Origin of the sequence: Nocardioides seonyuensis, assembly GCF_004683965.1 — a bacterium.
GTDB classification, from domain to species: domain Bacteria; phylum Actinomycetota; class Actinomycetes; order Propionibacteriales; family Nocardioidaceae; genus Nocardioides; species Nocardioides seonyuensis.
In genome coordinates this window covers 1,242,016-1,267,595 of the sequence record NZ_CP038436.1, presented here as the reverse complement: position 1 = coordinate 1,267,595, position 25,580 = coordinate 1,242,016, and the positions used below count along the sequence as shown (strand labels likewise).

The window sequence follows — 25,580 nt, the reverse complement described above, 5'->3', positions numbered from 1 at the left end:
CAGGACAATGCTTCCCATCCCGGGAGTCGAACCAGGCTGTCCCAGCCTCAGGAGCGAGGCGCTCCCGCCAGCAGCACGTCGAGCAGCCGGATGGCGCCCTCCTTGTCGAGGGGGTTGTTCTGGTTACCGCACTTGGGCGACTGGATGCATGAGGGGCAGCCGCTCGGGCACTCGCAGCTCGCGATCGCCTCGCGGGTCGCCGCGAGCCACTCGCGGGCAGCGTGGAAGCCGCGCTCGGCGAACCCCGCCCCACCCGGGTGGCCGTCGTAGACGAAGACGGTGAGGACGCCGGTGTCGGCGTGCCTCGCCGTCGAGACGCCGCCGATGTCCCATCGGTCGCAGGTGGCGAAGAGCGGAAGCAGGCCGATCGAGCAGTGCTCGGCCGCGTGGGCCGCACCGGGCAGGTCGAGCTGCGCCAGGCCCGCCTCCGCGAGCAGGTCGTCGGGAACCGTCCACCACACGGCCGAGGTGTGGAGCGCCCGCTCGGGGAGGTCGAGCGGCTCCTCGCCGATCACCTCGCCCCCGGGTTGACGGCGCTTGAGGAACGACACGACCTGGTGGGAGACGTCCACCTCACCGAGCGCGAGCTCGCACCCACCCCAGGACCGGCGCTCACGGGTGGCGGTGATGGTGATGTCGGTGACCTCGCGAGCCGTCGTCGAGTAGGGCGGGTCGGCGCGCTGGATCACGGCGACGCCGTGCTCGAGGTCGAGCGACTCGACCAGCCAGGTCTCGCCGCGGTGGACGTAGACCGCGCCGGGATGGGCGGTGTTGTGGGCAGCGCCGGACTCGACCGTCCCGATGACGCGACCTGTCCCCGACTCGATGATCTGCACCGTCGACCCTGCGGACCGGATGTCGGCGAGCTCGCTCGCCCGCCTACGGTCGGTCCAGAACCAGCCGCGCGGACGACGGCGCAGCAGGCCGAGCTCGGTGAGCTCGTGGAGGACCTCACCGGCGTTGGGCCCGAAGAGCGGCAGGTCGGCCTCGACGAGTGGGGACTCCTGGGCAGCCGCGCACAGGTGGGGACCGAGGACGTGACGGTTGGCGGGATCGAACACGGCCGCCTCGACCGGGGCACCGATCAGCGACTCGGGATGCGTCACGAGGTAGGTGTCGAGCGGGTCGTCGCGGGCCACGAGGATCCCGAGGGCGTCCTGAGCGCCGCGCCCGGCCCGGCCCACCTGCTGCCAGAACGCTGCACGAGTGCCGGGGAAGCCGGCGATGACGACGGCGTCCAGGCCGCTGATGTCGATGCCGAGCTCGAGGGCGTTGGTGGCCGCCAGCCCGAGCAGGTCGCCGCGCCTCAGGGCTGCCTCGAGGGCGCGGCGTTCCTCGGGGAGGTAGCCGCCACGGTAGGCCGCGACCTTGTCGGGCAGGGACGCGTCGACCTCGCCGAGGTGCTCGCGTGCGGTGAGCGCCACCTGCTCCGCACCGCGCCGGGACCGGATGAACGCCAGGGTCCGCACGTCCTCCGCGACGAGGTCGGCCAGCAGGTCGGCGACCTCTGAGGAGGCGGCGCGGCGCACGGGCGCGCCGTTCTCGCCGGAGTGGGAGGTGAAAGGGGGCTCCCACAGCATCAGCGAGACCTGACCGCGTGGGGAGTCGTCGCCGGAGAGCGGCAGCACGTCGAGCCCGGTCAGCCGGGAGGCGGTGGTCGCGGGCTCGGCCACGGTGGCGGAGGCGAGCACGAAGGTCGGGTGGGCGTCGTACATCGCGCAGAGGCGGCGAAGGCGCCGCAGCACGTGCGACACGTGGGCGCCGAACACGCCGCGGTAGTGGTGGCACTCGTCGACCACGACGTAGCGCAGCGACCCGAGGAAGGAGGCCCAACGGGCGTGGCCGGGCAGGAGCGAGTGGTGGAGCATGTCGGGGTTGGTGAGGACGTACTCGCCGAAGTCGCGGGTCCAGTCGCGCTCCTCGCGCGAGCTGTCGCCGTCGTGGGCGGCGAACCGCACGTCGAGGCCGAGCGAGCGCAGCCCCGCCAGCTGGTCGTGGGCCAGGGCCTTGGTCGGCGACAGGTAGAGCACGCCGGCGCCGCGCTCGCCCCGACGTCCGCGCGAGGACCGGATCGCCGAGATCGCCGGCAGCTGGTAGGTGAGGGACTTGCCGGACGCCGTGCCGGTGGAGATGACAACGTGCTGACCGGCATGGGCTGCCTCGGCCGCGACGACCTGGTGCCGCCAGGGTTGTACGACGCCCGCTCGCCGGTAGGCGTCTCGCACGTCGTCCGGCACCCATGCGGGCCAGTCGGCGGTCGTGGCCGTGCGTGGCGGCAGCACCTCGAGGTGCTGAAGCCGCCCCTCCCGCCCGGGAACCGCGGTGAGGCGGTCCACCAGCGTCGCCACCGGGCGTGGCGAGCGTGCGTGGGAGTCGGTCACTCGGCGAAGTGTCGCAAACGGCCCCGACACCGTCGCGGGTACCGCGACGGTCCATACCTGTGCGGACGCCTGCGAAGCCCGGCCACTCGTGGTTTGATACATCTGCGATCATTAGCCGCTCGGGCGGTACACACACATGCAGCAATCACATTCGGGGACCTGGAGCAGACGTGGATCTGACGCTTGCCACTCGTGAGGTGGACGGCCGCGCCGTCGTGGCGGTCGGCGGCGAGATCGACGTCTACACCGCGCCCAACCTCCGCGACTGCATCACCGAGCTCGTCAGCAAGGGCTCCTACGACATCGTGATCGACCTCGAGGGTGTCGAGTTCCTCGACTCCACCGGCCTCGGCGTGCTCGTCGGGGGTCTCAAGAAGGTCCGCGCGCACGACGGCTCCCTCGAGCTGATCTGCACCCAGGAGCGCCTCCTGAAGATCTTCCGCATCACCGGCCTGGCGAAGGTCTTCGTCATCCGGGACTCGGTCGACTCCGCGCCTGCCGGCTGATCTCCTCCGGCTCGCGAGCGAGCAGCGCCACGCCGTGTGACCTACGTCACAGGGTCCGTGTGGCCCGCGTCACGTCTGCGTAGACTCCGGCGCACTGCTCGCTGACTCAACCTTGGAGGCCGTACATGACGGGGATCCTGCCCGCAGTCGTGGAGCCCGAGCTCGCAGGCACCAACCTGGTCCTGGTCATCGTCGTCGCCGTGATCGCGCTCGCCGCGCTCGGCATGGCTGCGATGTTCCGGTCCCAGGTGATGGCTGCTGGCGAGGGCACCGACAACATGAGGACCATCGCCCAAGCGGTGCAGGAGGGCGCCAACGCCTACCTGACACGCCAGTTCCGCACGCTCGGCATCTTCGCGGCGGTCGCGTTCTTCGCGCTGCTCGTGCTGCCGGCCGACGACATGACCGTGCGGATCTTCCGCTCGGTGTTCTTCCTCGTCGGGGCGGGCTTCTCCGCCGCAGTGGGCTATCTCGGCATGAACCTCGCCGTGCGAGCCAACCTGCGCGTCGCAGCCGCCGCAGAGACAACCGGCCGGGAGCCGGCGATGACGATCGGGCTGCGCACCGGAGCCATGGTCGGCATGCTGACCGTCGGCCTCGGCCTGCTGGGCGCGAGCCTCGTCGTGCTGTTCTTCCAGGACGAGGCGGCCCACGTGCTCGAGGGCTTCGGCTTCGGTGCCGCGCTGCTGGCGATGTTCATGCGAGTCGGCGGCGGCATCTTCACCAAGGCCGCGGACGTCGGTGCCGACCTCGTCGGCAAGGTCGAGCAGAACATCCCCGAGGACGACCCCCGCAACGCCGCGACCATCGCCGACAACGTGGGCGACAACGTGGGCGACTGCGCCGGCATGGCGGCCGACCTCTTCGAGTCCTACGCCGTCACCCTGGTCGCCGCGCTGATCCTCGGCTCGCAGGCCTTCGGCGACAAGGGCCTGGTCTTCCCGCTGCTGATCCCGGCGATCGGCGCCCTCACGGCCGTGGCCGGGGTCTACCTCACCAAGCCCAAGGCGACCGAGAACGGCCTCACGACCATCAACAAGGCGTTCTACCTCTCCTCGGCCATCGCTGCCGTGGCGAGCGTCGTCCTGGCCTACGTCTACCTGCCGAGCAGCTTCTCCGAGTTCACCAACATCGCCGAGGACCTGGCCGGGGCAGAGGGTGACCCGCGGTTCATCGCGTCGGCGGCCGTCGTCATCGGCATCGTGATGTCGGCGGGCATCCTGGCGCTCACCGGCTACTACACCGGCACCGAGCACCGCCCCGTCAAGGACGTCGGCAAGACCTCGATCACCGGTGCGGCCACGGTCATCCTGTCCGGACTGTCGGTCGGGTTCGAGTCCGCGGTCTACACGACGCTGGTCATCGGTGCGGCCGTCTTCGGTGCCTACCTCCTGGGTGGCGCCGCCCTGACGGTGTCGCTGTTCGCGGTGGCACTGGCTGGTTGCGGTCTGCTGACCACCGTCGGAGTGATCGTCGCGATGGACACCTTCGGGCCCGTCTCCGACAACGCCCAGGGCATCGCCGAGATGTCGGGCGACGTCAGCCCCGAGGGCGCGCAGATCCTCACCGAGCTCGACGCCGTCGGCAACACCACCAAGGCGATCACCAAGGGCATCGCGATCGCGACCGCCGTGCTCGCTGCGACCGCGCTGTTCGGCTCCTACGCCACCTCGGTGTTCGAGTCGCTGGAGGAGGCCAACGTCGGTCTCGACGAGGCCTACCTCCTCGACTTCAGCGTCTTCAACCCGGCGGTCATCGTCGGTGTGCTGCTAGGTGCCGCCGCGGTGTTCCTCTTCTCCGGCCTGGCGATCAACGCCGTCGCCCGGGCTGCCGGCGCCGTGGTGATGGAGGTCCGCCGCCAGTTCCGCGAGATCCCCGGGATCATGGAGGGCACCGGTCGTCCCGAGTACGGCAAGGTGGTCGACATCGTCACCAAGGACTCGCTGCGCGAGCTGGTGACGCCCGGCATCCTGGCCGTGTTCGCACCGATCGCCGTCGGCTTCGGGCTCGGCGCGACTGCGCTGGCAGGGTTCCTCGCCGGGGCGATCGGCGCCGGCACCCTGATGGCGGTCTTCCTGGCCAACTCGGGCGGTGCCTGGGACAACGCCAAGAAGCTCGTCGAGGACGGGCACCACGGCGGCAAGGGCTCGGCCGCCCACGAGGCGACCATCATCGGTGACACCGTCGGCGACCCCTTCAAGGACACCGCCGGCCCGGCCATCAACCCGCTGATCAAGGTGATGAACCTCGTCTCGCTGCTCATCGCCAGCGCGGTGGTCTCCCTCAGCGTCGGTGAGGACCAGAACGACGTCCTGCGCATCGTCATCGCGCTGGTCGCGACGGCGATCATCGTGGGCGCCGTGATGATCTCGAAGCGACGCGAGACGGTCATCGCCGACGACGGGGACAACACCGGCTCGTCGTCGATGCAGAGGACGCACCCGGCCTGACGCCGTACCCACCTCCGGGCTGGATTTCCACTCACACGAGTGGAAGTCCAGCCCGGTTCGGCGTCTGTGAGCGTGGTGGCCAGTGAACTCCCACTCGAGGGAGTGGAAATCCATCGGGCGGCGCACCCGACCGGACTAGGCGGGATGGCCCGTTGGGGTGGTTCTTCACCTGTAGAACGGGCGACACTGCCAAGCCGCCACGGCGCATGCCCTGGCGCCGCTAGGTTTCGCGGCGTGGCCGGCCCAGTGGGGGCAGGCACCGACTGACGGGGTTCGTGTTGTCCTTGCTGCGCCGCGCCTTCATGCGTTCTCTGGCCCTGTTGCTCCTGCTCTCCGGCATGGCGGTGGTGCTGGCTGCAGCACCGTCGAGCGCGAGGGCGTTGGACGAGCCGGTCACCCTCGACCCGATGGTCCAGGGGATCGATCCGGCGGCCGAGGCGAACGCCACGATCAGCGGGCTCGTGCGCGGACCCCAGGGCCACCTGATCGACAACGTCCAGGTCGAGGCGGTCCCCGCCTCCGACCCGCTCGCCGAGCCGCTGGCGTCCGCGCTCACCTACGCCGGTGGAGCCCACAGGCACGGCCACTACTCGCTCAAGGTCCCGGCCGGCAGCTACCTCGTGCGGTTCTCCAGCCCCGAGGACGCCTACCGTGTGTTCTCCACCCGCTACCACGGCGGTGGGGCCGGTACGCCGGTGTCGGTGGCCGATGGCGCGACCGAGCAGCTGGACGACTTCACCATGGTCGACGCCGCCGAGGTCGAGGTGACCGGGCGCCTGCTCAGTGACGCCGGTGCACCCATGGGCTACAGCTTCGTGCAGCTCTACCGCCGCACGGGCGAGGGGACGTGGCGCCAGATCGACCACGCCCAGACCGACGCCAGCGGCCGCTACCGCTTCGACAACGCCGTGCGTGACCGGCAGCTCACCGTCATGGCGAACAGCTACGCCACCATCGAGGGGCAGGCGCCTCTCATGGCGACCTGGCTCGGCGATGTCACTGACCAGGCCGAGGCTGCCTCGGTCGTCGTGCCGACCGGCCAGGACTCGCTGGCCGTCGCCGACATCCGCATGCGCCGCGGCGCGATGATCACCGGTCTCGTCAGCGACGGTACGGCGCCCGTGTCGCGAGTGACTGTCACGACGGTGGAGCATCTCGCCGACGGCACCTTGGTGGAGCGCGAGTCCTACTGGTGGCCCGGCAGCACCGACAGCCAGGCCGGCAGGTTCCAGCTCGGGCCGGTGCTGCCCGGGACCGAGCTGACGCTGAAGTTCTACTCCGAAGGTCGCTTCGCCACCGCCTACCTCGGCGGAGGCACCGAGCTCGCGAGCGCTCGACGGGTCACCGCGACCACCGGAGTCATCCACGACGTCGGCACGACCACACTGGTCCGTACGTCATCCCGCGCGACGGGTCGAGTGCTCGACGAGGCGGGACGGCCGGTCGCCGACGCACATGTCAGCGTGTTCCAGCGCGTCACCGAGGACGGAAGCTCCTGGTGGAGCCGCCGGGACCGCGTCATCACCGACGACGACGGCGTCTACCGCGCCGATCTGCCCTGGGGGCACGCCTACACCCTGAGTGCGAGCCAGGACATGGTGACCCGTTTCCTCGGTGGATCCAGCACCCGCGCGGAGGCGGCCGACTTCTCGGTCGCCAGCGGCAGTGCGACGACTGTCGTCGACGACGTCGTGCTCCCCGTTCCGACCAGCGCGTCCGTGTCCGGCAAGGTCGTCCACCCCGACGGTGTGCCGGCACAGGGCAGCGTGACCGTGTGGCGGTGGGACGCGGCGCTCGAGAACTGGCAGGGCGTGAGCGGCACCACGCTCGCTCCCGGCGGGACCTACCGCGTCGGTCGGCTTGCCCCGGGCGCCGTCTACACGGTCTCGGCGCAATCGTCCCTGGGTGGGTTCCAGACCTGGCTGGGCAACGTCACCGACATGTCCGCGGCGGACCGCATCACCCTTCCGGTCGAGGGCGGCCCGACGAAGGTGCCGGACCTCGTCCTCCAGCCCCTTCCCGACAGCCCTGGTGGGGTCATCTCCGGGACCATCCGACCCGCTGCCGGGCAGGTGCTCGACGAGCATGTCAACGTCACCCTCGCCCGATGGACCGACTATCCGGGCGGGTCGTACCTCAACTCCTACTCCTACACACCTGGCTCCCGGTCGTACTCAGGTGGTCCGCTGACGTACCGGTTCACCGGCGTCCAGCCCGGCGCCTACGCGGTGCTGGTGACTCCCTCCGTGATCTCCGGGCCCTCGGGACAGGTGCCGCCCAAGCACGCCGCGACGTGGCTCGGTGGAGCTGCGCCGACCTCCCCGGCGAGCGGCAACGTCATCAACCTCGCCCAGGACCAGAAGGTCACGACCGCGGACGTCACCCTCCAGCGCGGCGTGCTCATCAGCGGCAAGGTCACCGAAGCAGGTGGTGCACCCGTGGCCGGGGCCAACGTCGGCTTCTCGATCCAGGGCACGCCGTTCGGCACCGTCTCCACGACCGATGCCGCAGGCGGCTATGCGCTACGGACCAGCGCCAACAGCGTGGGAACGCTGTCGGTGTCCGGCTCTTGGCTGACGTATTCGCAGCAGGCACTCACGACGGACGCCACCGACCTCGTCCGCGACCTCGTCGCCACGCGCGACTGGGGAAGTGTCGGCGCGGTCGCCGGCGAGAGGGACTCCGCCTGCCTGGGGAGCCTCCCCAACGGCAACCTGATCACGGTCGGCGGCCAGCAGCTCGCTGCAGGCTCGGGGGTCATCGGCCGATCCCAGGACGTCTACGGCGGCCAGCCCCTGCAGCTCGGCGGCCCCCCCATGCTGGCGCCGCTCCACGAAGGCAACATGGGCAACTTCTGGATGCCGACGGGCGGGAAGGCCGCGGACGGACGCTCCTGCGTCATGTGGCGGTTCTCCCACGGTTCCGGCAACTCCTTCGTCCAGGTGTGGCTCGAGCCCACCAGCGACGGAGGGATCGACGTCACCTACAACTACGACAAGGTGGCGACCGGGCTCACGGCCCGGGCCGGGTGGAACGACGGCTCCGGGACTCCTGAGGGACTCCACGTCTTCACCGGAGCCGGAGTGTCGGGCGCCTACAGCGACGACAACACCGAGACCGGTCTGATCCACCACAAGCTCAACTCCGAGAAGCTGGGGCAGTACACGTTCCACTTCACCGGCTTCCGACCGCTCAAGGCCGCGCCCAGGGTCCAGCGTCACCCCGCGATCAGCGGTGACCTGTGGCCCGGCGGGACGGTCACCGTGGACGAAGGCACCTGGGCACTCGACGGCGAGCTCGCGACCGGGCTGACCCACACGTACAACTGGCTGTGCTGGAACGGTCTAGGGACGCTGGGCGGCACCCCGACGGTGACGCTGCCGCCCGACTGCACCCGAGGGATGGTCGAGGTCACCGCCACCAAGCCGGGCCACGAGACCGCGCGCTACCCGCGCTACTTCTCCACGCTCATCGGGCCTTCGGCCGGGACCAACACGGTTGCCCCTGCCATCTCCCCGGAGACGCCCGAGGTCGGGCAGACCCTCACGGTCGACCCGGGTCAGTGGGACGTGCCGGGCGGCACCGTCGACGACCTGGTGTTCACCACCCAGTGGTGGCGCAACGGTCGTCGCCTCGTCGGCACCGGCGACACCTACACGGTGATCCCGGCAGACGGCGGCAACAAGATCACGGCTCGCGTCACGGCCACCCGTGCGGGTCACGAGCCGGTCGAGGCACGCTCCGCTGCCGTGCTGGTGGCCGCCACGACCGACCTGGCCCAGGCCACGCCGCCGACGATCAGCGGCACGCCGCAGGTCGGGCACACCCTCACCGCAGTCCCCGGCGCCGTCACCCCGGCCGACGCCGACCCGGTCTTCAGCTACGTGTGGCGCGTCGCTGGTGTCGTACGCCAGTCCGACCCCGACGCTCCGGACCGGCTGACCCTCAAGCCGGAGGACGCCGGCGCGTTCGTCAGCGTCAGGGTCTTCGCGACCGACGACCTCTACCGCCGCGTCTCGTCCGTGGCCACGGTCGGCCCGGTGCTCGACGGCAGCGTCACGCGGGTGGCGCTGGACGGAGTCGCCAAGCGCGCCGACGGGACTCCGCTCCCCGGACTCGTGTGGTTCGCGTGCGAGCAGGCGACCTACACCTGCCTGCCGGGCGGACGTACGGCCGCAGACGGCACCTTCACGGGCTGGGCGCTGCCGAGCACGAGGTACGACGTCACGGTGCTCTCGGCGACCGATGACCTCCAGGACGCCACCGTCCAGGTCGTCACTCCGGCCTCGGGCTCGGCCACGGCGACCGTCGTGCTCACTGCGGCACCCACGCCGCCACCCAACGTGGAGATGCCCGGTTCCATCGGCACCCATGACGACCGCATCACCCTGACCCCGCGGACCACCCAGACCCTCGAGGTCACGGGCTGTGCCACGGCCGACCCCCGCTGGCGGGTCAGGTTCGCGAGCGGCTTCGGTGACATGGCCGGGACGATGACGGTCAAGGAGACCCTCTCCGACGAGCGGGTCGTCTACGTCGCCGAGATTCCTGCCTTCGCCAACCGCACCGGCGAGGCGACCATCCTCACCAACATCGCCCCGCAGTGCGGTCAGCCGCCCACCGAGGTCCTCGTCTACATCGACCCCTCGGGCGTGGTCACCGACCAGTACGGCCGTCCGCTCGACGACGTCACCGTGACCCTGCTGCGGGCGACCACGTCGGACAGTCCCTTCGAGGCCGTGCCGAACGGCTCCACGATCATGTCCGCGGACAACCGCACCAACCCGTCGATCACCGACGAGTCGGGCGGCTTCCGCTGGGACGTGACCGCCGGCTGGTACAAGGTGCGCGCCGAGAAGGACGGCTGCAGCTCGGCGGTGTCGCCGGCCATGCAGGTGAACCCGCCGCGAGTGGACCTGCTGCTGACGCTGGACTGCGCCGACAACGCCGCCAGGCCGAAGCTGTCCGGGACCGCAGAGGTCGGGTCTGAGCTGTCCGTGGAGGGCGAGGTCTTCGCTCCGTTCGCCGCCACCACGACGTGGCTGCGCAATGGTGAGCCGATCAGCGGCGCGACCGGCACGTCGTACCGGTTGACGGCCGCCGACGCCGGGAAGGTCATCAGCGTGCGCCAGGTGGCCAAGCGTGGCGACTACGTCCAGGAGGAGGGCCGTGGCGCGCCCGTGACGTTCGAGCAGCTGAGCGGCACCTCCGACGGCATGACAGTGGCAGGGCTGCCGCCGACGACCCCGCCGACGACCACGCCGCCGACCACGCCGCCGACCACGCCGCCGACGACCCCGCCGACGACGACGCAGCCTCCGGCACCTGTTCCCACGTCGCCCGTCCCCCCGGCGCCTGCTCCTGCTCCGGTTGCCGTCAGCTCCACCACGAAGGTCACGGGCAAGAAGAAGCAGCGTGCGGGCAAGGTCGTCGTGGTGGTCAAGGTGAGCGCCTCGATGCTCGCCACGGGCAGCGTGACGATCTACGACGGCAAGAAGGCCGTGGCCAAGGTCAAGCTCGCGCCCAGCAGCAAGGGCGTGCTCAAGGTGAAGCTCAAGAAGCTGAAGAAGGGCACGCACAAGCTCAAGGCCGTCTTCGCGGGATCCGCTTCCGTCAAGGGCTCGACGTCGAAGGTGCTCACGCTCAAGGTCGTCTGATCGTCATCCCCGGAGGGTCGGTGTGGCACCGGCCCTCCGGGTGGCGGGCATCCGGACCAGTGCGGCAGCCCTCGGCATCCCCGCATCGTGGAAGGCTGGGTCCATGGACCCCGCTCATGCCGACTGGGCCGCGCGCCTGAGGGCCGCCCTGGTCGCTGCCGACTTCACCTACGAGACGGTGGCCGCGGCGTTGGGGGAGGACGCCCACCGGGCGCTCGGGCGCAACGAGACCCTCCCCGGGCTGCGTCGTACGACCTCCGGCTCGCCGCTCGACACCCTGGTCCGGCTCTTCCTGCTCCAGGCCCCCGTGACGCACGAGGCCGCGGAGGGAGCCCTCCCCGGGCTGGTGGACCGGCTGTGCAACGCCGGCGTGCTGGAGCAGAGCGTCGGCGAGGTCGCGGCTCGACTGGACTGCCGACCCTACGAGGCCGACGACACCGACCTGTGGGTCGTCTCCGACCTGACGCCGGGGCTCGACGGAGCACCCGTGCGCGTGGGTGCCGAACACGTCCTCGGCATCTCCAGCGCCTCGACGAGCCTGGCCCAGCTCACGATGCGGGAGCCGGTCGGCCGTGCGCTCGACCTCGGGACCGGCTGCGGTGTCCAGGCGCTCCACCTGGCCGGTCACGCGGCCTCGGTCGTGGCCACCGACGTCAACCCGCGCGCGCTGTGGATGACGCGGCTCAACGCCGCCCTCAACGAGGTCGACGTCGACGTCCGCGACGGGTCGTTCTTCGATCCCGTGGCCGGTGAGCGGTTCGACCTGATCGCCACCAACCCGCCCTTCGTGATCTCGCCGGCCACCGGGGAGCGGCTGGTCTACCGCGACTCCGGCCTGCCCGGTGATCGCGTCGTCGAGCACATCGTGCGCACCGGCCCCGACCACCTGACCGACGGCGGCTGGCTGCAGGTGCTCGCCAACTGGGCGATCGTCGAGGGCCGGCCCTGGGACGAGCGGCTCGGCTCGTGGCTGCGCGCCGACTGCGACGCGCTCGTGGTGCAGCGCGAGACCCTGGACCCGGCGTCCTACGTCGAGCTGTGGCTCAAGGACTCGGGCCACCACGGCGGGCCCGACTACGCCGAGCGCTACGACACCTGGCTCTCCTGGCTCGAGGAGACCGGCATCGAGGGCGTGGGGTTCGGCTGGATCAACGTCCGGCTGGGCGGGTCCGGGCGACACGACCTCCTGGAGTGGCCCTACGACGTCGAGCAGCCGATCGGTCCGGCGATCCACGACTGGGGCGAGGCGGTCACGACCCTGGCCCGCACCTCCGACGACGCGCTGCTGGCCGCCCACCCCGTCGTACGCCCCGACGTCCGGCAGGAGACCCTCGGCGCGCCCGGTGAGGCGGATCCCGAGGTGATCGTGCTGAGGCAGCAGCGCGGCTTCCGCAGGGCGCGCACGGCCGACACGGTCGAGGCGGGCTTCGTCGGTGCGTCCGACGGCGACCTCTCCACCGGCCAGCTGCTGGGGGCGCTGGCAGGCCTCCTCGAGCGGGACGAGGCCGACCTGCGGGGGACCTACCTGCCGGTCGTGCGCGAGCTGGTCGGAGACGGATTCCTCGACATCGAGGGCTAGGGGTGCAGCCCACGTCGCAGTGGGTACCCCGCAGCCACGCGAACAGAAAGGACACGACATGGCCCAGTCCATCGTCAGCGACGACCTGTGGCAGGAGTTCCACACGGTCGTCAACATGACCTCGCGCGAGCTCTCGGAGTGGCTGCGCACCGAGGCCGCCGGTGAGGACACCGAGCCCGGCGCGGACCTGCCGGAGCTCGAGCTGGGCCAGCACGTCCACGACATCCTGGGCAAGCGCCGGACCGACCTCACCGACGACGACGTCGCCACGATGCAGGAGGTCGTCGACCAGGTCCGCACGCTGCGGGGCGAGGAGCTGGAGCCGGCGGCGCTCGACGACGACGTACGCCACCTGTTGATGTCACTGGGCCACGACCCCCTCAAGCCCCCGGAGGCCTGAGTCGACCGACGTTCCCGGAGCACCTCCCAGGGGGCCGGTCTAGCCCTCTGGGGCACCCGCTGCGGTGGAGAACTGCTCCGGGAGCGCTACGGTTGCCGCGTCCCAGCCCTGTAGCAAGGCAGCAGGAGGGGGCACCTCAACCGTCGCAGCAGGAGTGGAAGTGGCAAAGCTCGTCATCGTCGAGTCGCCGGCCAAGGCACGCACCATCGGCGGCTACCTCGGCAAGGACTACGTGGTCGAGTCCTCGATCGGCCACATCCGTGACCTGCCCAACAACGCGGCGGACACCCCGGCCAAGATCAAGGACAAGCCGTGGGGGCGCCTCGCCGTCGACGTCGACAACGGCTTCGAGCCCTACTACGTCGTGCCGCGCGACAAGAAGAGCCACATCGCCAAGCTGAAGAAGCTGGTCAAGGAGGCCGACGCCCTCTACCTCGCCACCGATGAGGACCGCGAGGGAGAGGCGATCGCCTGGCACCTGCTCGACGAGCTCAACCCGCCGAAGGGCCTGCCGGTCCACCGGATGGTCTTCCACGAGATCACCAAGCCCGCGATCCTCGCCGCCGTCGAGAACCCCCGCGACATCAACGACGACCTCGTCGAGGCGCAGGAGGCGCGCCGCATCCTCGACCGCCTCTACGGCTACGAGGTCTCGCCGGTGCTGTGGAAGAAGGTCATGTCCGGCCTGTCCGCCGGCCGCGTCCAGTCGGTGGCGACCCGGCTCGTGGTCGACCGCGAGCGCGAGCGCATCAAGTTCAAGGTCTCCTCCTACTGGGACCTCGACGCCACCTTCGACGCCGGCACCGGCCACGACCCGCGGATGTTCCCCGCCAAGCTCCACAGCGTCGACGACGTCCGCGTGGCCCGCGGCGCCGACTTCGACAACACCGGCGAGCTCAAGGGCAAGGCCGAGCGACTCCACCTGACCCGCGCCGACGCCGAGGCACTCGCGGCCGGCCTGACCGACACGTCGTACGACGTCCGCTCGGTGGAGTCCAAGCCCTACCGCCGCTCTCCCTACGCGCCGTTCCGCACCACGACCCTCCAGCAGGAGGCCAGCCGCAAGCTCGGCATGAGCGCGAGCGTCACGATGTCGGTGGCGCAGCGGCTCTACGAGAACGGATTCATCACCTACATGCGCACCGACTCCACGACGCTCTCGGGCGCGGCGGTCGGCGCGGCACGGGCGCAGGTGCAGGAGCTCTACGGCGCCGAATACCTCCCCGACGCTCCGCGCACCTACGCCTCCAAGGTCAAGAACGCCCAGGAGGCGCACGAGGCGATCCGGCCCGCGGGCGACTCGTTCCGCACCCCTGCCCAGACGGGTCTGAGCGGTGAGCAGTTCCGCCTCTACGAGCTGATCTGGATGCGCACCGTCGCCTCCCAGATGAAGGACGCCGTCGGCAACACCGTGACGATCCGGCTCGGCGGCGCTGCTTCCGACGGGCGTGACGTGGTGTTCAGCTCGAGCGGCCGCACGATCACCTTCCACGGCTTCCTCAAGGCCTACGTCGAGGACATCGACGACGCGTCCAAGCGGCGCGACGACGCCGAGACGCGACTTCCCGCGCTCACCGAGGGCGCCGCGGTGTCCGCCGCCTCCATCACCCCCGAGGGCCACGAGACGAAGCCTCCCTCGCGCTACACCGAGGCGACCCTGATCAAGGAGCTCGAGGAGCGCGAGATCGGGCGCCCGTCGACCTACGCCTCGATCATCGGCACGATCCTCAACCGCGGCTACGTCTACAAGAAGGGCACGGCCCTGGTGCCGGCCTGGCTGGCGTTCTCGGTCGTCCGGCTCCTCGAGGAGCACTTCCCCCGGCAGGTCTCCTACGAGTTCACCGCCACCATGGAGGACGTCCTCGACGACATCGCCGGCGGCCGGCGTGACCGGGCGACCGAGCTGGGTGAGTTCTACTTCGGCGGCGGCGACGTGGTCGGCCTCAAGACCCTCGTCACCGAGCTCGGCGACATCGACGCCAAGGCGATGGCGACCTTCCCGGTCGGCAACCCCGAGGACGGCATCAACCTGCGAGTGGGTCGCTACGGCCCCTACGTGGAGGGGCCCGACGACGAGGGCAACCCGGCCGCCGTACGCGCCAACGTCCCCGACGACCTGCCGCCCGACGAGCTCACCGTCGCCAAGGCGCGCGAGCTGCTCGCCAACCCCGCCGGCGAGGAGCAGGTGGTCGGCACCCATCCCGACACCGGCCTGCAGATCGTCGCCAAGAACGGCCGTTTCGGTCCCTACGTCACCGAGGTCCTTCCCGAGGACGCACCCAAGTCCGCCAAGCCGCGGACGGGCTCGCTCTTCAAGTCGATGACCCTCGACACGGTGACGCTGGAGCAGGCGATCAAGCTCCTCGACCTGCCGCGCGTAGTCGGCGTCGACGAGGACGGCACCGAGATCACCGCCCAGAACGGCCGCTACGGGCCCTACCTCAAGAAGGGCAGCGACTCACGGTCGCTGACGTCGGAGGACCAGATCTTCGACATCACCCTCGACCAGGCCAAGGCGATCTACGCCCAGCCCAAGGCCCGCGGGCGCGGCGCTGCCACGCCGCCGCTCAAGGAGCTCGGCAACGACCCCGTCTCCGGCCAGCCGGTCGTCGTGAAGGCCGGTCGCTTCGGCGAGTACGTCACCGACGGCGAGTACAACGCCACTCTCCGCAAGGACGACACGGTCGAGTCGATCACCCTCGAGCGCGCTGCCGAGCTCCTCGAGGAGCGGCGCCAGAAGGGCCCGGCCAAGAAGACGGCCAAGAAGGGCGCGAAGAAGACGGCCAAGAAGTCGCCGGCCAAGAAGACCGCGAAGAAGTCGCCGGCGAAGAAGACCGCCAAGAAGGCTGCCGCCAAGAAGTCCTGAAGCCCTAGGCTCGACCCACGGACGAGCGGGGGCTGACATGGCGATCGACGCGCCGCAGGTGGGAAGACCCACCCAGCAGCACGACGGCTGGCTCGACCGCCGCTGGCGCCTCTCGTGCCGGCTGCTCCTGCTGCTCTGGCTCGCGGTGCTGCTCGCCGCTGGGCTCGTCGGTGAGAAGGAGTCGTCCTTCCACGACCTCGAGGCAGCACTGGCGGAGGGCTCGGTGTCCGCGGTTGAGGTCACCGGCCTGCCCGGACCGGGGTCGACCGGACACTCGTTGGCGACGCTTCGCTGGGAGGGCCGCTTCGTCGACCGCTTCGCCGAGGTGGCTGTGGTGCAGGGGGCGGGCGACGGCTCGGTGCAGACGTGGGCGGAGGAACTGCCCAGCTACCGCGCGGAGGCGCTGGTGGAGTGGTTGCGCGCTCTCGACCCGGACGTACGACTGACCTACGTCGACCACCGGGGCGGAGGCGTGTGGCACTTCCTGTCCTGGGAGGTGCCGCAGTGGGTGGCAGTCACCGGCCTGGCTGCCTGGCTGTCCACCGTCATGCTCGCTGCCGGTGGTCCGGAGCCGTGGCGCGCCACTCGTGCGGCCTGGCTCTGGCTGGTGCTGCTGGGCGGGTGGGGCGGGGTCACGGCCTTCCTCGTGCTCGGCGGGCCGCTGGGAACAGGGCGTCCGCGCGAGGGGAGCCGTCGCCTGACCGGCGGCTGGGCCTTCCTGCTCGCGCTGGTGATCGCCGGCGGCTCCCGGGCCTGAGGCGCAGGGAGTCGTACCTCCCCCTGAACTGCCACTCGCTCGAGTGGAACTTCATCCGAGGCTGAGCGTGGACGGCCTGATCAGCGCCTGAACTTCCACTCCTGCGAGTGGAAGTTCAGGACCGGGGTGTCGCGGGAGCCGCGCTCGCTGCGTAAGGGCGTGGCTCCCGCGCCCCTCGGATGAGCCGCTCAGGCCGAGATCTCGGCCGGGCGGTCGCCGTCGGTGCCCGAGCTGCTGATCTCGATCTTGCGGGGCTTGGCGCGCTCGGCGACGGGGACGACCAGTCGCAGGACGCCCTCCTCGTAGGTCGCCTCGATGCGATCCAGGTCGAGGTTGTCGCCGAGGACGAGCTGGCGGCTGAACACGCCCTTGGGTCGCTCAGAGGCGAGCGGTTCCCAGTCGCCGTTGCGGGCCACCCGCTCGGCGCGCACCGTCAGGACGTTGCGCTCGACGTCGAGGTCGACGCTCTCCTTGGAGACCCCGGGCAGGTCGAACTCGATGACGAACTCGTCCCCCTGCCGCCAAGCGTCCATCGGCATCACCGCAGGACGGTTCGTGGTGCCGAGAAGCTGCTGGCCAAGGCGTTCGAACTCGCGGAACGGATCGGTGGTTCGGATCAACATCACTGTCCTCCTGGGTCTGTGTCCGGGTGGACCGGCCGGTCCACGACCTGTACTGTTCGTTACAGTTTTCTTATAGCCCACAGTTCAAGATCACGCAAGTCCGGTGGTGTCGCGGAAGGAGGGTGGCGATGGCGAGCAACGCCCGAGGGGTCTTCGCCATCTCGGTAGCGGCCGAGATGGCGTCCATGGAGATCCAGAACCTTCGCGTCTACGAGCGCCGCGGTCTCATCCAGCCCGACCGCACTGCCGGCGGCACCCGGCTCTACAGCCCCGACGACGTCGACCGCCTGCGTCGCATCGGCGACCTGCTCGAGGAGGGCCTCAACCTCGTCGGCATCCGGCACGTCCTGGCGCTGGAGGAGGAGGTCGCCCACCTCAGGCGCAAGCTGGGGCGATAGCCCTCGAGGAGGTCGTCGCGCGCGAGGTTCCGCGGTGGCACCATGGGGGCGTGGACAGCTTCCGCCTGGCGTGTGCGGCGTTCCTCGTGGCCGGTGCGTTGGCGCCTGCCGCTGCCCCGGGAGGTGCGGCTGCGCCGGAATCCCTGCCCCAGCTGGTCGACGTACGCACCGTGCATCGTGCCGGCGTGGACCGCGTGATCTTCCAGTTCGACTCCGGGGTGCCCTCGACGTCGAACGCCCGGTACGTCCGTCGGTTGCGGGGTGACGGTTCGGGGCTGCCCATCCGGATCGCGGGTCAGGCGGTCCTCCAGGTCAGCATGCACACCACGGAGACGTCCGCGGTCGGCACCGCCCCCGTCCGGCGGGCGTTCTCCTCTCCCAACGTGATGAACGTCGTCCGTTCCGGCCTGTTCGAGGGCGTGACCAGCTACGGCATCGGACTGGCGAGGAAGACGACGTACGACGTGGTCGAGCAGCCGGGGCGCAGCCGCGTCGTGGTCGCCGTACGCGCTGCCTTCCCGACGGTCGACCGCAAGGTGTACTTCCTCGACGAGGACAGGTTCGTCGACAACCGCGAGCCGTTCTTCGTCCCCCGGCGCAGGCGGGTTCCCCTCACCACTCCCGCGACCGGGGTGATGGACCGGGTCTTCGCCGGTCCGACGCGGCGCGAACGGCGCCAGGGCCTGCGCCTGGTCAGGTCCGGGGCCAAGTCCTACGAGGGCCTCACGGTGTCCGGGGGCGTCGCCCGGGTCAGGCTGCGTGGCGGGTGCGACAGCGGGGGCTCCACCGTCACCGTCGCGGGCTCGATCACGCCTTCGCTACGACAGTTCGACGGCGTGGAGTGGGTGAAGATCCTGCCGCCAGGGGGCGGGATCCCTGCCGGTGCAGTCGGACCCGGCGACTACTTCCCCGACTGCCTCAACCCCTGACGTCAGAGGCCCCGGGCAGGCGGTGGTGTGCCTCGGCATGCACGTGCGTGGTGCTGTCGGGGCGCCCCCGTAGGGTGTGCGCGTGAGCGCCCCAGGGTCCGGCGGAGGAGTCTTCGCAGAGCAGGGCCTCTTCGTGTGCTTCGAGGGCGGCGAGGGGGCCGGCAAGTCGACCCAGTCGCGCCTGCTCGCCGAGTGGCTCGAGCAGCAGGGCCTGACGGTGCTGCTGACCTTCGAGCCCGGTGACACCGGGGTCGGCAAGGAGCTGCGCCGCATCGTCCTGGACCCCGCGACGGGTGAGCTCTCCGCCCGCACCGAGGCCCTGATCTACGCCGCCGACAAGGCCGAGCACGTCGACCACGTCGTGCTGCCGGCGCTCGCCCGGGGCGAGGTCGTCATCACCGACCGCTACGTCGACTCCGCGCTCGCCTACCAGGGCGCCGGGCGCACGCTCGAGGTGAGCGAGGTCGAGCAGGTCAACCGCTGGGCGACCGGCGACCTCCGACCCCACGTCACCGTCGTGCTCGACCTCGAGCCGCAGGCGGGTCTCGGCCGGTTCACCGAGAGGGACCGGATCGAGGGCCAGTCGCTGGAGTTCCACCAGCGCGTCCGGCAGGGATTCCTCAGGCTGGCCGGCGCCGACCCCGACCACTACCTCGTCCTCGACGCCCGGCAGCCTGTCGACGCCATTGCCGCCGCGATCAGGGCACGCGTCGCGCCCCTGCTGGAGCAGCGTTGAGCGGCGCAGGGCTGACCGTCTGGGACGACCTCGTCGGCCAGCGTCCCGTCATCGAGACGCTGCGCCGGGCCAGCGGCGGCGGCGGCATGACCCACGCCTGGCTCTTCACCGGTCCGCCGGGGTCAGGGCGCTCCAACGCGGCGCTCGCGTTCGCCGCGGCGCTGCAGTGCGAGTCCGGCACCGGCTGCGGGACCTGCCACCAGTGCCACACGGTCAAGATGGGCAGCCACGCGGACGTCAACGTCGTACGCACCGAGAAGCTCTCGATCGGGGTCGACGAGATCCGCACGCTCGTGCGTCAGTCAGCCCTCGCGCCCGCCGGGGTCAAGTGGCAGGTGCTCCTCGTCGAGGACTCCGACCGACTCACCGACCAAGCCTGCAACGCCCTGCTCAAGGCGATCGAGGAGCCGACCGCCCGCACCGTGTGGCTGCTGTGCGCCCCCACGGTGGAGGACGTGCTGCCCACGATCCGCTCACGGTGCAGGCTGGTCACGCTCACCACTCCCACGGCCGCCGACGTCGCCGAGTTCCTGGTCCGCACGATGGAGGTGCCGCCACCCTTGGCGGCCCACGCGGCGCGCGCCAGCCAGGGCCACATCGGCCGCGCCCGGGCGCTGGCCACCGACGAGGACACCCGCAACCGACGCAGCGAGATCGTCAAGCTCCCTGCCCGGCTGAAGTCACTGGGTGCCGCCATGGCCGCGGCGACGTTCCTCCACGACGTGGCCAAGGAGGAGGCCGAGGCGATCACCGGCGAGCTCGACGCCCGCGAGAAGGCCGACCTCGACGTCGCCTTCGGCGTGGAGCAGCGAGGGCGACGCCCGCGTGAGTACGCCCCCGCGCTGGCGGCCCTCGCCAAGAACCAGAAGACCCGTGGCAAGCGGCGGGTGCTCGACGTCGTGGACCGGGCGCTGATGGACCTGGTGTCGGTCTACCGCGACGCGATTGCGCTCGGCGTCGGCGCGCCGGGGCAGCTCGTCAACGAGGAGATCCGCGGTGACGTGGCGACGCTCGCGCGCGCCGCGACACCGGAGCAGCTGTTGCGCATGATCGACGCGATCTTCACCGCGCGCGAGCAGATGCTCGAGTTCAACGTGCCGCCACAGCTGGCGCTCGAGTCGATGGCGGTCGCGCTGCGGCTGCCCAGTCCCGCCGGCGCGCGTGCCTCGGCCCGGTCCTGAGGGGGACATCTCGATGAAGAAGGTCGTGGCGGCCGTTGCCGTCCTGGCACTGCTCCTGGTGACGGTGGTGGCCGTCGGCATGGTCGTGGTCGAGAGCCTCGGAGCCGACGACGACGGTCAGGACGGCGCCGACCGCGTCGTCCGCACCCCCTCGGCCTCACCTGAGCCCTCGGTGACGGCGCCGCCCGAGCCCGAGCTGGAGCGCTTCTACTCTCAGTCGATCGAGTGGGCGCCGTGCAGGTCCAACGACAGTCACGACTGCGCCGGGCTCGAGGTGCCCGTCGACTACCGCGATCCTGCCGGCGAGACGTTCGAGCTGGCCCTGCTGCGGGTTCCCGCGGGCGGCAAGCCGGTGGGTTCCCTCGTGGTGAACCCCGGCGGTCCGGGCGCCCCGGGCACGACCTACGCCGCCGCGGGTGGGCTGGTCTTCCGCCGTCCGCTGCTCGAGCGCTTCGACATCGTCGGCTTCGACCCCCGCGGCACGGGCAGCTCCAGTCCGGTCGACTGCTTCAGCGACGCCGAGCTCGACGACTACGTCGCCCTCGATCCCGAGCCTGACACCGCCGCCGAGGAGCAGCAGGTAATCCGCTCGGTCGAGGAGTTCGGCGAGGGCTGCGCCGAGAACACCGGCGAGCTGCTGGCCCATGTGACCACGATCGAGACCGCGCGCGACATGGACGTGCTGCGTGCTGCCCTGGGCGAGGAGCAGCTGACCTACCTCGGGGCGTCGTACGGCACCCAGCTCGGCGCCACCTATGCCGAGCTCTTCCCTGAGCGGGTCGGTCGGTTCGTGCTCGACGGGGCGGTCGACGTGTCGCTCGACTTCCGCACCAAGGCGCTCGAGCAGGCCGCGGGCTTCGAGACGGCGCTGCGTGCCTACGTCCAGCACTGCCTCGACTCGACCGACCGGTGCTTCCTGGGCGACTCGGTCGAGGAGGGGCTCGAGCGCATCAGCGACTTCCTCGACCAGGTCGACGCGGAGCCGCTGAAGGCCGGGGACCGCGAGCTTCGGGTCGGCAACGCGTTCTACGGCATCGTCACCCCGCTCTACAGCCGCGACTCGTGGTTCTTCCTCAGCACCGCGCTGACGTCGGCGTTCGACGGCAACGGCGCCGCGCTGATGCAGCTCTCCGACTACTACGCATCGCGCGGCTCCGACGGCTACGAGAACAACAGCATGGAGGCGATCTACGCGATCAACTGCCTCGACGACCCGAGCGCGATCCCCGCCTCCGAGGTGCCGGACGAGTTCGCCGCCTTCGAGAAGGCCTCGCCCACCTTCGGCAGGGTGTTCGCCTGGGGCCTGATGGGCTGCAGCGGGATCCAGGTCGAGTCCACCGAGGAGCCGCTGGAGATCCGCGGCGAGGGCGCCGCCCCGATCCTCGTCCTCGGCACCACCCGCGATCCGGCGACGCCGATGAAGTGGGCGGTCGCGCTTGCCGACCAGCTCGAGTCGGCGGTGCTCGTCCGTCGCGACGGCGACGGCCACACCGCCTACAACTCCGGCAACGAGTGCATCGACTCCCTCGTCGAGGACTACCTCATCGAAGGGACAGTCCCCGACAACCCCACCAGCTGCTGACGGGCGGCAGATCAGCTGCGTGAGGCCGCGCGCGACGTCGTGGTGACGGTGAGGTCGGCATGCCGCTCCAACGCGGTCAGCACGTCCGCGGCGTCGAACACCTCACCCGGGGCGCCGGCTCCGGCGCCACGGTGTCGGCCGGCCAGGAGCCGCGCCGCGCCCTCCGCCACGATCGGCGCGCTCACCGCGTAGATGTCGCGCCCAGCTGCGTGGAGTCGGCGCGTCTCGGTGCCGGTTCGCACGACGACCTCGACGACGAACTGCTGGTCGGAGCGACCCCGCTCGTCGGTGGCCGTCGGCGGGGGTGTGGAGCTGTCGCGGAGCTCGTGCAGCGGTGCGGTGTTGAGGTGCGAGCGGAGCTCGCCGACGCGCAGGTGGCGAGCGATGGTGATCACCTCGGAGAACGGCAGCTGCACCACCGACTGCGTTCCCAGGGGAGCGGGGTAGGACCACGTGCTCGTCGGGGTCGGCTCCTCGAGTGCGGTCAGTGCCCCACCTCGGATGACCAGGCGGGTGGCGGTGTTGCGTTCCCCGGTGATCCGGGTGCCGGCCGTGGGCCACCATCGGTCCAGCCCGATCGCGACGTCGACCTCGTCCGCCTCTTCCGACCCGTCCAGCGCAGCGGTGACGAGCAGGTCTGCGAGCCCGCCGTAGAAGGCCATGGCGGGCACGACGGCTACACCAGCCTCACGGGCCGGGTCTTCCAGCTCCCGGTAGAGCGCCTGGACCACGGGCTGCTCGGCGGTGACGTCCAGGTAGTGGGCGCCGGACCGGACCGCAGCCCGGGCGAGGGGCAGGGCGGTGTCGATGAACGGTCCGGCACAGTTGATGACGGCGCCGACGCCCGTCAGTGCCGCACCGACCAGGTCCGCGTCGTCGATGCCGAAGACCCGGCGTTCGAGCCCTGCGTGCCGGGTGGGGCCTGCTCCGAGGCGTTCAGCGCTGCGGCCCGCCAGCACGGGAACGAGGCCCCGGCGCAGCAGCTCGTCGACGACGAATCGCCCCGTGTGTCCGCTGGCGCCGTAGACGAGGACGTGGTCAGAAGTGGTCATGCCGTGAATCCTGGGCGATCGGGCGCGGTCGGACGAGCGTCTGAAACGACACCTGTCGTACAGTTTGCGACATGCACCGCGTCGCCCTCGTCATGCACGGCGCGGCGATGCTCTACGAGGTGGCGATCGCCTCCGAGATCTTCGCCGTGGACCGCGCCGAGCTCTCCTCGACCGGTGAGTGGTACGACGTCGTGGCGTGCACGGCGGACGGGCTGGCCCACCCGTGGCTGCCGCACGTGAGGACGGCGAACTACGCCGAGATCGCTCGTGCCGACAGTGTCGTGGTGCCCTCCTCCGACGACCTGGACGACAACCCGGACCCGCTCCTCCTGGAGGCGTTGCGTGCGGCGCACGAGGGCGGAGCGCGCATCGCGGCCCTGTGCACGGGGGCGTTCGTGCTCGCGGCCGCCGGTCTGCTCGACGGTCGGGTCGCGACGACCCACTGGATGCACGCCGACGAGCTCGCCCGGCGCTATCCCCAGGTCGAGGTCAGACCGGACGTCCTCTACGTCGACGAGGGCGACGTGCTGACCTCCGCCGGCAAGACAGCGGCACTCGATCTGTGCGTCCACCTCGTGCGCCGTGACCTGGGTGCCGCGGCGGCCAACGGCATCGCCAGGCGGCTGGTGGTCCCTGCGCATCGCAACGGCGGGCAGGCCCAGTTCATCGCTCCTCCTCCGGAGCCGCGCGCGGCGGACGGTCTCGCGCCCACGCTGGATTGGGCTCGGAGCCGACTGGACCGACCACTGACGGTGGCGGACCTGGCGGGCCACGCTCATCTCAGCACCCGTCAGCTCGCACGTCGGATGCAGGCCGAGCTCGACGTGGCGCCGCTCGAGTGGTTGCACCACCAACGGATCGCCCGTGCCCAGGAGCTGCTCGAGCGCACCGATGCCTCCATCGACCAGATCGCGGCCGGCTGCGGCATGGGAACCGCCACCACCCTGCGCCGGCACTTCCACCGCGCCCTGGGCGTGGCACCCACGACCTACCGGGCGTCCTTTCGGGCAGCGCCTCGTCAGACCGGCTCGGCAATCGCCTGAATCCGCCTGGTGGCCAGGTCGATCATCAGCCGTGCGGCCGGCGACAGGGTGGCGTTGGCGCGGTGCACGATGGCGATGGTGTCGTACTGCCTGGGCCGCAGCGACACCATGCCGGCCTGCGGCGCGAGGCGCGGCAGCAGCTCGCGGGCGGCGCCCCGCGGGATCACCGAGTCGGCCAGGCCCATCCCCACCAGCTCGACCGCGGTCTCGACGTCCTCGACCTCGATGCGGGTCTGTGGGTTGACGCCGGTCTCGTGGAGCATCCGCCGCAGCAGCCGGCGGGTGGAGTCCTCCGCGCGCCAGGTCGTCTCGGGCATGACCAGCTGCGCGCGGCCGAGCTGGGTCGCGGTGACTGGCGTGCGCAGCGCGTCAGGGTTGGTGCTGATGTAGACCAGCTCGTCGTGCGCGACGGGCGTGACGTCCATGCCCTCGCTGCGCGCTTGGGGGGTCGCGATCATGGCTGCCTCGATGTATCCCCGCCGCAGGTGCTCCTGCACGTCGCTGGAGTTCTGGCCCACGAGCTCGACCCTGACTCCCGGGTGCCGTTCGAGGACGTCCGCGATCAGCTGGGCTCCGGCGTAGAGCCGCGCCGTACCGAACATGCCGAAGCGGATCGTGCCGGTCTCCAGCTGGCGCACCGATGTCACGGCCTGCTGCGCCGCCTCGGCGGCGGCCAGGACCTGCTCGGCATGCGGGCGGAACGTCTCGCCGACGGTGGTGGGTACGACGCCGCGCCCGGCGCGGCGGAACAGCGCGACGCCCAGCGACTTCTCCAGCGAGCGGATCTGCTCGCTCACGCTCGGTTGTGCGTAGCCCAGCTGCTGTGCGGCACCGGTGATGGACCCGGTCTCGTAGGTCGCCATGAAGCACGCGAGCTGGTGCAGCGAGAACATTCCTCAACGATATAGGCGATCCCTAGAGATGTCAGAGGAAAGATCGGCTACCACTATTAGTTCGACGTCGAGATACTGGTGGTGTCGTCAATCAGATCCCGAGGGAGGCCCCGATGTTCACCCACCACTGCAGTGCCTGTGACCGCACCCAGCTGATCTTCTTCAGCCAGATGACCTCGGTGGTCGGCGCCGACGGCAGCGCCAAGGCGACCTTCACCTGCTGGTGCGGCGCCGAGCAGTCGTCGGAGATCTCGTTGCTCTCGACCGCGTCGGCTCCCGTCTCCCCGGTTCTCGTCACCGCCTGAGCTGACGCAGGTGGCGGGTCGCGAGCCTCGACACCACCACGCCGTACCGAAGTGCCCGGTGCGTCCTGGTGACGCATGCTCGCTCTGCGTCCCAGGTGCCACCGGTCCCAAGGACTGCCAGCTCGTGGTCCTGGTGATGTCGGATCCCGACCTGCGCGAGCAGCTCGCCGAGCTGCGGCGGGAGGCCGCTGCCGAGGCCGCCGCTCGGGCTGCGCGCTGACCCTGGCGGCACCTGACATCGG

General features: G+C 70.8%; 19 protein-coding genes. 14 read left to right on the top strand and 5 right to left on the bottom strand.

The features are described from left to right. Positions 1–47: 47 nt before the first annotated feature. Positions 48–2,381: a DEAD/DEAH box helicase gene (locus EXE58_RS06215; RefSeq protein WP_244242452.1), complete on the bottom strand. Its 2,334-nt coding sequence runs from the start codon at positions 2,379–2,381 to the stop codon at positions 48–50. A 170-nt stretch (positions 2,382–2,551) separates the two neighbouring features. Here EXE58_RS06215 and EXE58_RS06210 point away from each other — a divergent pair, with 170 nt between their 5' ends. The 7 genes from EXE58_RS06210 (at position 2,552) to EXE58_RS06180 (ending at position 16,596) form a co-directional block, all read left to right on the top strand. Next, positions 2,552–2,887 (top strand): anti-sigma factor antagonist, encoded by a 336-nt coding sequence (locus EXE58_RS06210; protein ID WP_135267056.1) that lies wholly within the window; start codon positions 2,552–2,554, stop codon positions 2,885–2,887. 125 nt (positions 2,888–3,012) lie between these two features. Next, the gene (locus EXE58_RS06205) at positions 3,013–5,337 is read left to right on the top strand and encodes a sodium-translocating pyrophosphatase (RefSeq protein ID WP_135267055.1); all 2,325 of its coding nucleotides are present in this window, start codon (positions 3,013–3,015) and stop codon (positions 5,335–5,337) included. 302 nt (positions 5,338–5,639) lie between these two features. Continuing rightward, positions 5,640–10,994, top strand: coding sequence for an Ig-like domain repeat protein (locus tag EXE58_RS06200; RefSeq protein WP_135267054.1), 5,355 nt, complete (start codon positions 5,640–5,642; stop codon positions 10,992–10,994). Positions 10,995–11,097: 103 nt separating this feature from the next. Continuing rightward, the gene (locus EXE58_RS06195; RefSeq protein ID WP_135267053.1) at positions 11,098–12,573 is read left to right on the top strand and encodes a DUF7059 domain-containing protein; all 1,476 of its coding nucleotides are present in this window, start codon (positions 11,098–11,100) and stop codon (positions 12,571–12,573) included. A 58-nt stretch (positions 12,574–12,631) separates the two neighbouring features. Continuing rightward, entirely contained in the window at positions 12,632–12,973 is a 342-nt protein-coding gene (locus EXE58_RS06190) for a DUF3140 domain-containing protein (RefSeq protein WP_135267052.1), read from the top strand. Positions 12,974–13,133: 160 nt separating this feature from the next. Then, positions 13,134–15,839 carry a type I DNA topoisomerase gene (gene topA / locus EXE58_RS06185; protein WP_135267051.1) on the top strand — a complete coding sequence of 902 codons (2,706 nt, stop codon included), beginning with the start codon at positions 13,134–13,136 and terminating at the stop codon, positions 15,837–15,839. A 37-nt stretch (positions 15,840–15,876) separates the two neighbouring features. After that, the gene (locus EXE58_RS06180) at positions 15,877–16,596 is read left to right on the top strand and encodes a hypothetical protein (protein ID WP_135267050.1); all 720 of its coding nucleotides are present in this window, start codon (positions 15,877–15,879) and stop codon (positions 16,594–16,596) included. Positions 16,597–16,784: 188 nt separating this feature from the next. Here the strand turns inward: EXE58_RS06180 and EXE58_RS06175 are convergent, their stop codons facing one another. Continuing rightward, positions 16,785–17,219, bottom strand: a complete 435-nt coding sequence (locus EXE58_RS06175; protein ID WP_135267049.1) for an Hsp20/alpha crystallin family protein — start codon at positions 17,217–17,219, stop codon at positions 16,785–16,787. A 128-nt stretch (positions 17,220–17,347) separates the two neighbouring features. Here EXE58_RS06175 and EXE58_RS06170 point away from each other — a divergent pair, with 128 nt between their 5' ends. The 5 genes from EXE58_RS06170 to EXE58_RS06150 all read left to right on the top strand — a co-directional run bounded on the left by EXE58_RS06170 (position 17,348) and on the right by EXE58_RS06150 (position 22,045). Next, a complete protein-coding gene (locus EXE58_RS06170) occupies positions 17,348–17,617 on the top strand; it encodes a MerR family transcriptional regulator (protein ID WP_135267048.1) in 270 nt (89 codons plus the stop codon). Positions 17,618–17,667: 50 nt separating this feature from the next. Next, complete coding sequence (locus EXE58_RS06165; RefSeq protein WP_135267047.1) at positions 17,668–18,546, top strand: GerMN domain-containing protein; 879 nt, start codon at positions 17,668–17,670, stop codon at positions 18,544–18,546. 82 nt (positions 18,547–18,628) lie between these two features. After that, entirely contained in the window at positions 18,629–19,282 is a 654-nt protein-coding gene (gene tmk, locus EXE58_RS06160; RefSeq protein WP_135267046.1) for a dTMP kinase, read from the top strand. Further along, on the top strand, positions 19,279–20,463 hold the full coding sequence (locus tag EXE58_RS06155; RefSeq protein ID WP_244242451.1) for a DNA polymerase III subunit delta': 1,185 nt from the start codon (positions 19,279–19,281) through the stop codon (positions 20,461–20,463). The genes tmk and EXE58_RS06155 overlap by 4 nt, the downstream gene beginning before the upstream one ends. A 13-nt stretch (positions 20,464–20,476) precedes the next feature. Continuing rightward, on the top strand, positions 20,477–22,045 hold the full coding sequence (locus EXE58_RS06150) for an alpha/beta hydrolase (RefSeq protein WP_135267045.1): 1,569 nt from the start codon (positions 20,477–20,479) through the stop codon (positions 22,043–22,045). A gap of 11 nt (positions 22,046–22,056) precedes the next feature. Here EXE58_RS06150 and EXE58_RS06145 read toward each other — a convergent pair whose 3' ends face one another. Further along, entirely contained in the window at positions 22,057–23,097 is a 1,041-nt protein-coding gene (locus EXE58_RS06145) for a saccharopine dehydrogenase family protein (RefSeq protein WP_135267044.1), read from the bottom strand. Positions 23,098–23,168: 71 nt separating this feature from the next. On the opposite strand from EXE58_RS06145, the gene EXE58_RS06140 reads away from it, so the two are divergent. Then, positions 23,169–24,140, top strand: coding sequence for a GlxA family transcriptional regulator (locus EXE58_RS06140; protein WP_135267043.1), 972 nt, complete (start codon positions 23,169–23,171; stop codon positions 24,138–24,140). Here the strand turns inward: EXE58_RS06140 and EXE58_RS06135 are convergent. Both EXE58_RS06135 and EXE58_RS06130 read right to left on the bottom strand, forming a co-directional pair. Further along, a complete protein-coding gene (locus EXE58_RS06135) occupies positions 24,116–25,033 on the bottom strand; it encodes a LysR family transcriptional regulator (RefSeq protein ID WP_135267042.1) in 918 nt (305 codons plus the stop codon). The genes EXE58_RS06140 and EXE58_RS06135 overlap by 25 nt on opposite strands. A gap of 91 nt (positions 25,034–25,124) precedes the next feature. Beyond that, positions 25,125–25,331, bottom strand: coding sequence for a hypothetical protein (locus EXE58_RS06130; RefSeq protein ID WP_135267041.1), 207 nt, complete (start codon positions 25,329–25,331; stop codon positions 25,125–25,127). Positions 25,332–25,348: 17 nt separating this feature from the next. On the opposite strand from EXE58_RS06130, the gene EXE58_RS06125 reads away from it, so the two are divergent. Further along, positions 25,349–25,558 carry a DUF6767 domain-containing protein gene (locus EXE58_RS06125; protein WP_135267040.1) on the top strand — a complete coding sequence of 70 codons (210 nt, stop codon included), beginning with the start codon at positions 25,349–25,351 and terminating at the stop codon, positions 25,556–25,558. Positions 25,559–25,580 lie beyond the last annotated feature (22 nt).

Excerpts from the sequence above, each read along its gene's own strand:
- EXE58_RS06205 (WP_135267055.1), top strand. The coding sequence starts at position 3,013 with ATGACGGGGATCCTGCCCGCAGTCGTGGAGCCCGAGCTCGCAGGCACC.
- EXE58_RS06200 (WP_135267054.1), top strand. The coding sequence starts at position 5,640 with ATGCGTTCTCTGGCCCTGTTGCTCCTGCTCTCCGGCATGGCGGTGGTG.
- EXE58_RS06195 (WP_135267053.1), top strand. The coding sequence starts at position 11,098 with ATGGACCCCGCTCATGCCGACTGGGCCGCGCGCCTGAGGGCCGCCCTG.
- EXE58_RS06190 (WP_135267052.1), top strand. The coding sequence starts at position 12,632 with ATGGCCCAGTCCATCGTCAGCGACGACCTGTGGCAGGAGTTCCACACG.
- EXE58_RS06180 (WP_135267050.1), top strand. The coding sequence starts at position 15,877 with ATGGCGATCGACGCGCCGCAGGTGGGAAGACCCACCCAGCAGCACGAC.
- EXE58_RS06175 (WP_135267049.1), bottom strand. The coding sequence starts at position 17,219 with ATGTTGATCCGAACCACCGATCCGTTCCGCGAGTTCGAACGCCTTGGC.
- EXE58_RS06170 (WP_135267048.1), top strand. The coding sequence starts at position 17,348 with ATGGCGAGCAACGCCCGAGGGGTCTTCGCCATCTCGGTAGCGGCCGAG.
- EXE58_RS06150 (WP_135267045.1), top strand. The coding sequence starts at position 20,477 with ATGAAGAAGGTCGTGGCGGCCGTTGCCGTCCTGGCACTGCTCCTGGTG.
- EXE58_RS06145 (WP_135267044.1), bottom strand. The coding sequence starts at position 23,097 with ATGACCACTTCTGACCACGTCCTCGTCTACGGCGCCAGCGGACACACG.
- EXE58_RS06140 (WP_135267043.1), top strand. The coding sequence starts at position 23,169 with ATGCACCGCGTCGCCCTCGTCATGCACGGCGCGGCGATGCTCTACGAG.
- EXE58_RS06135 (WP_135267042.1), bottom strand. The coding sequence starts at position 25,033 with ATGTTCTCGCTGCACCAGCTCGCGTGCTTCATGGCGACCTACGAGACC.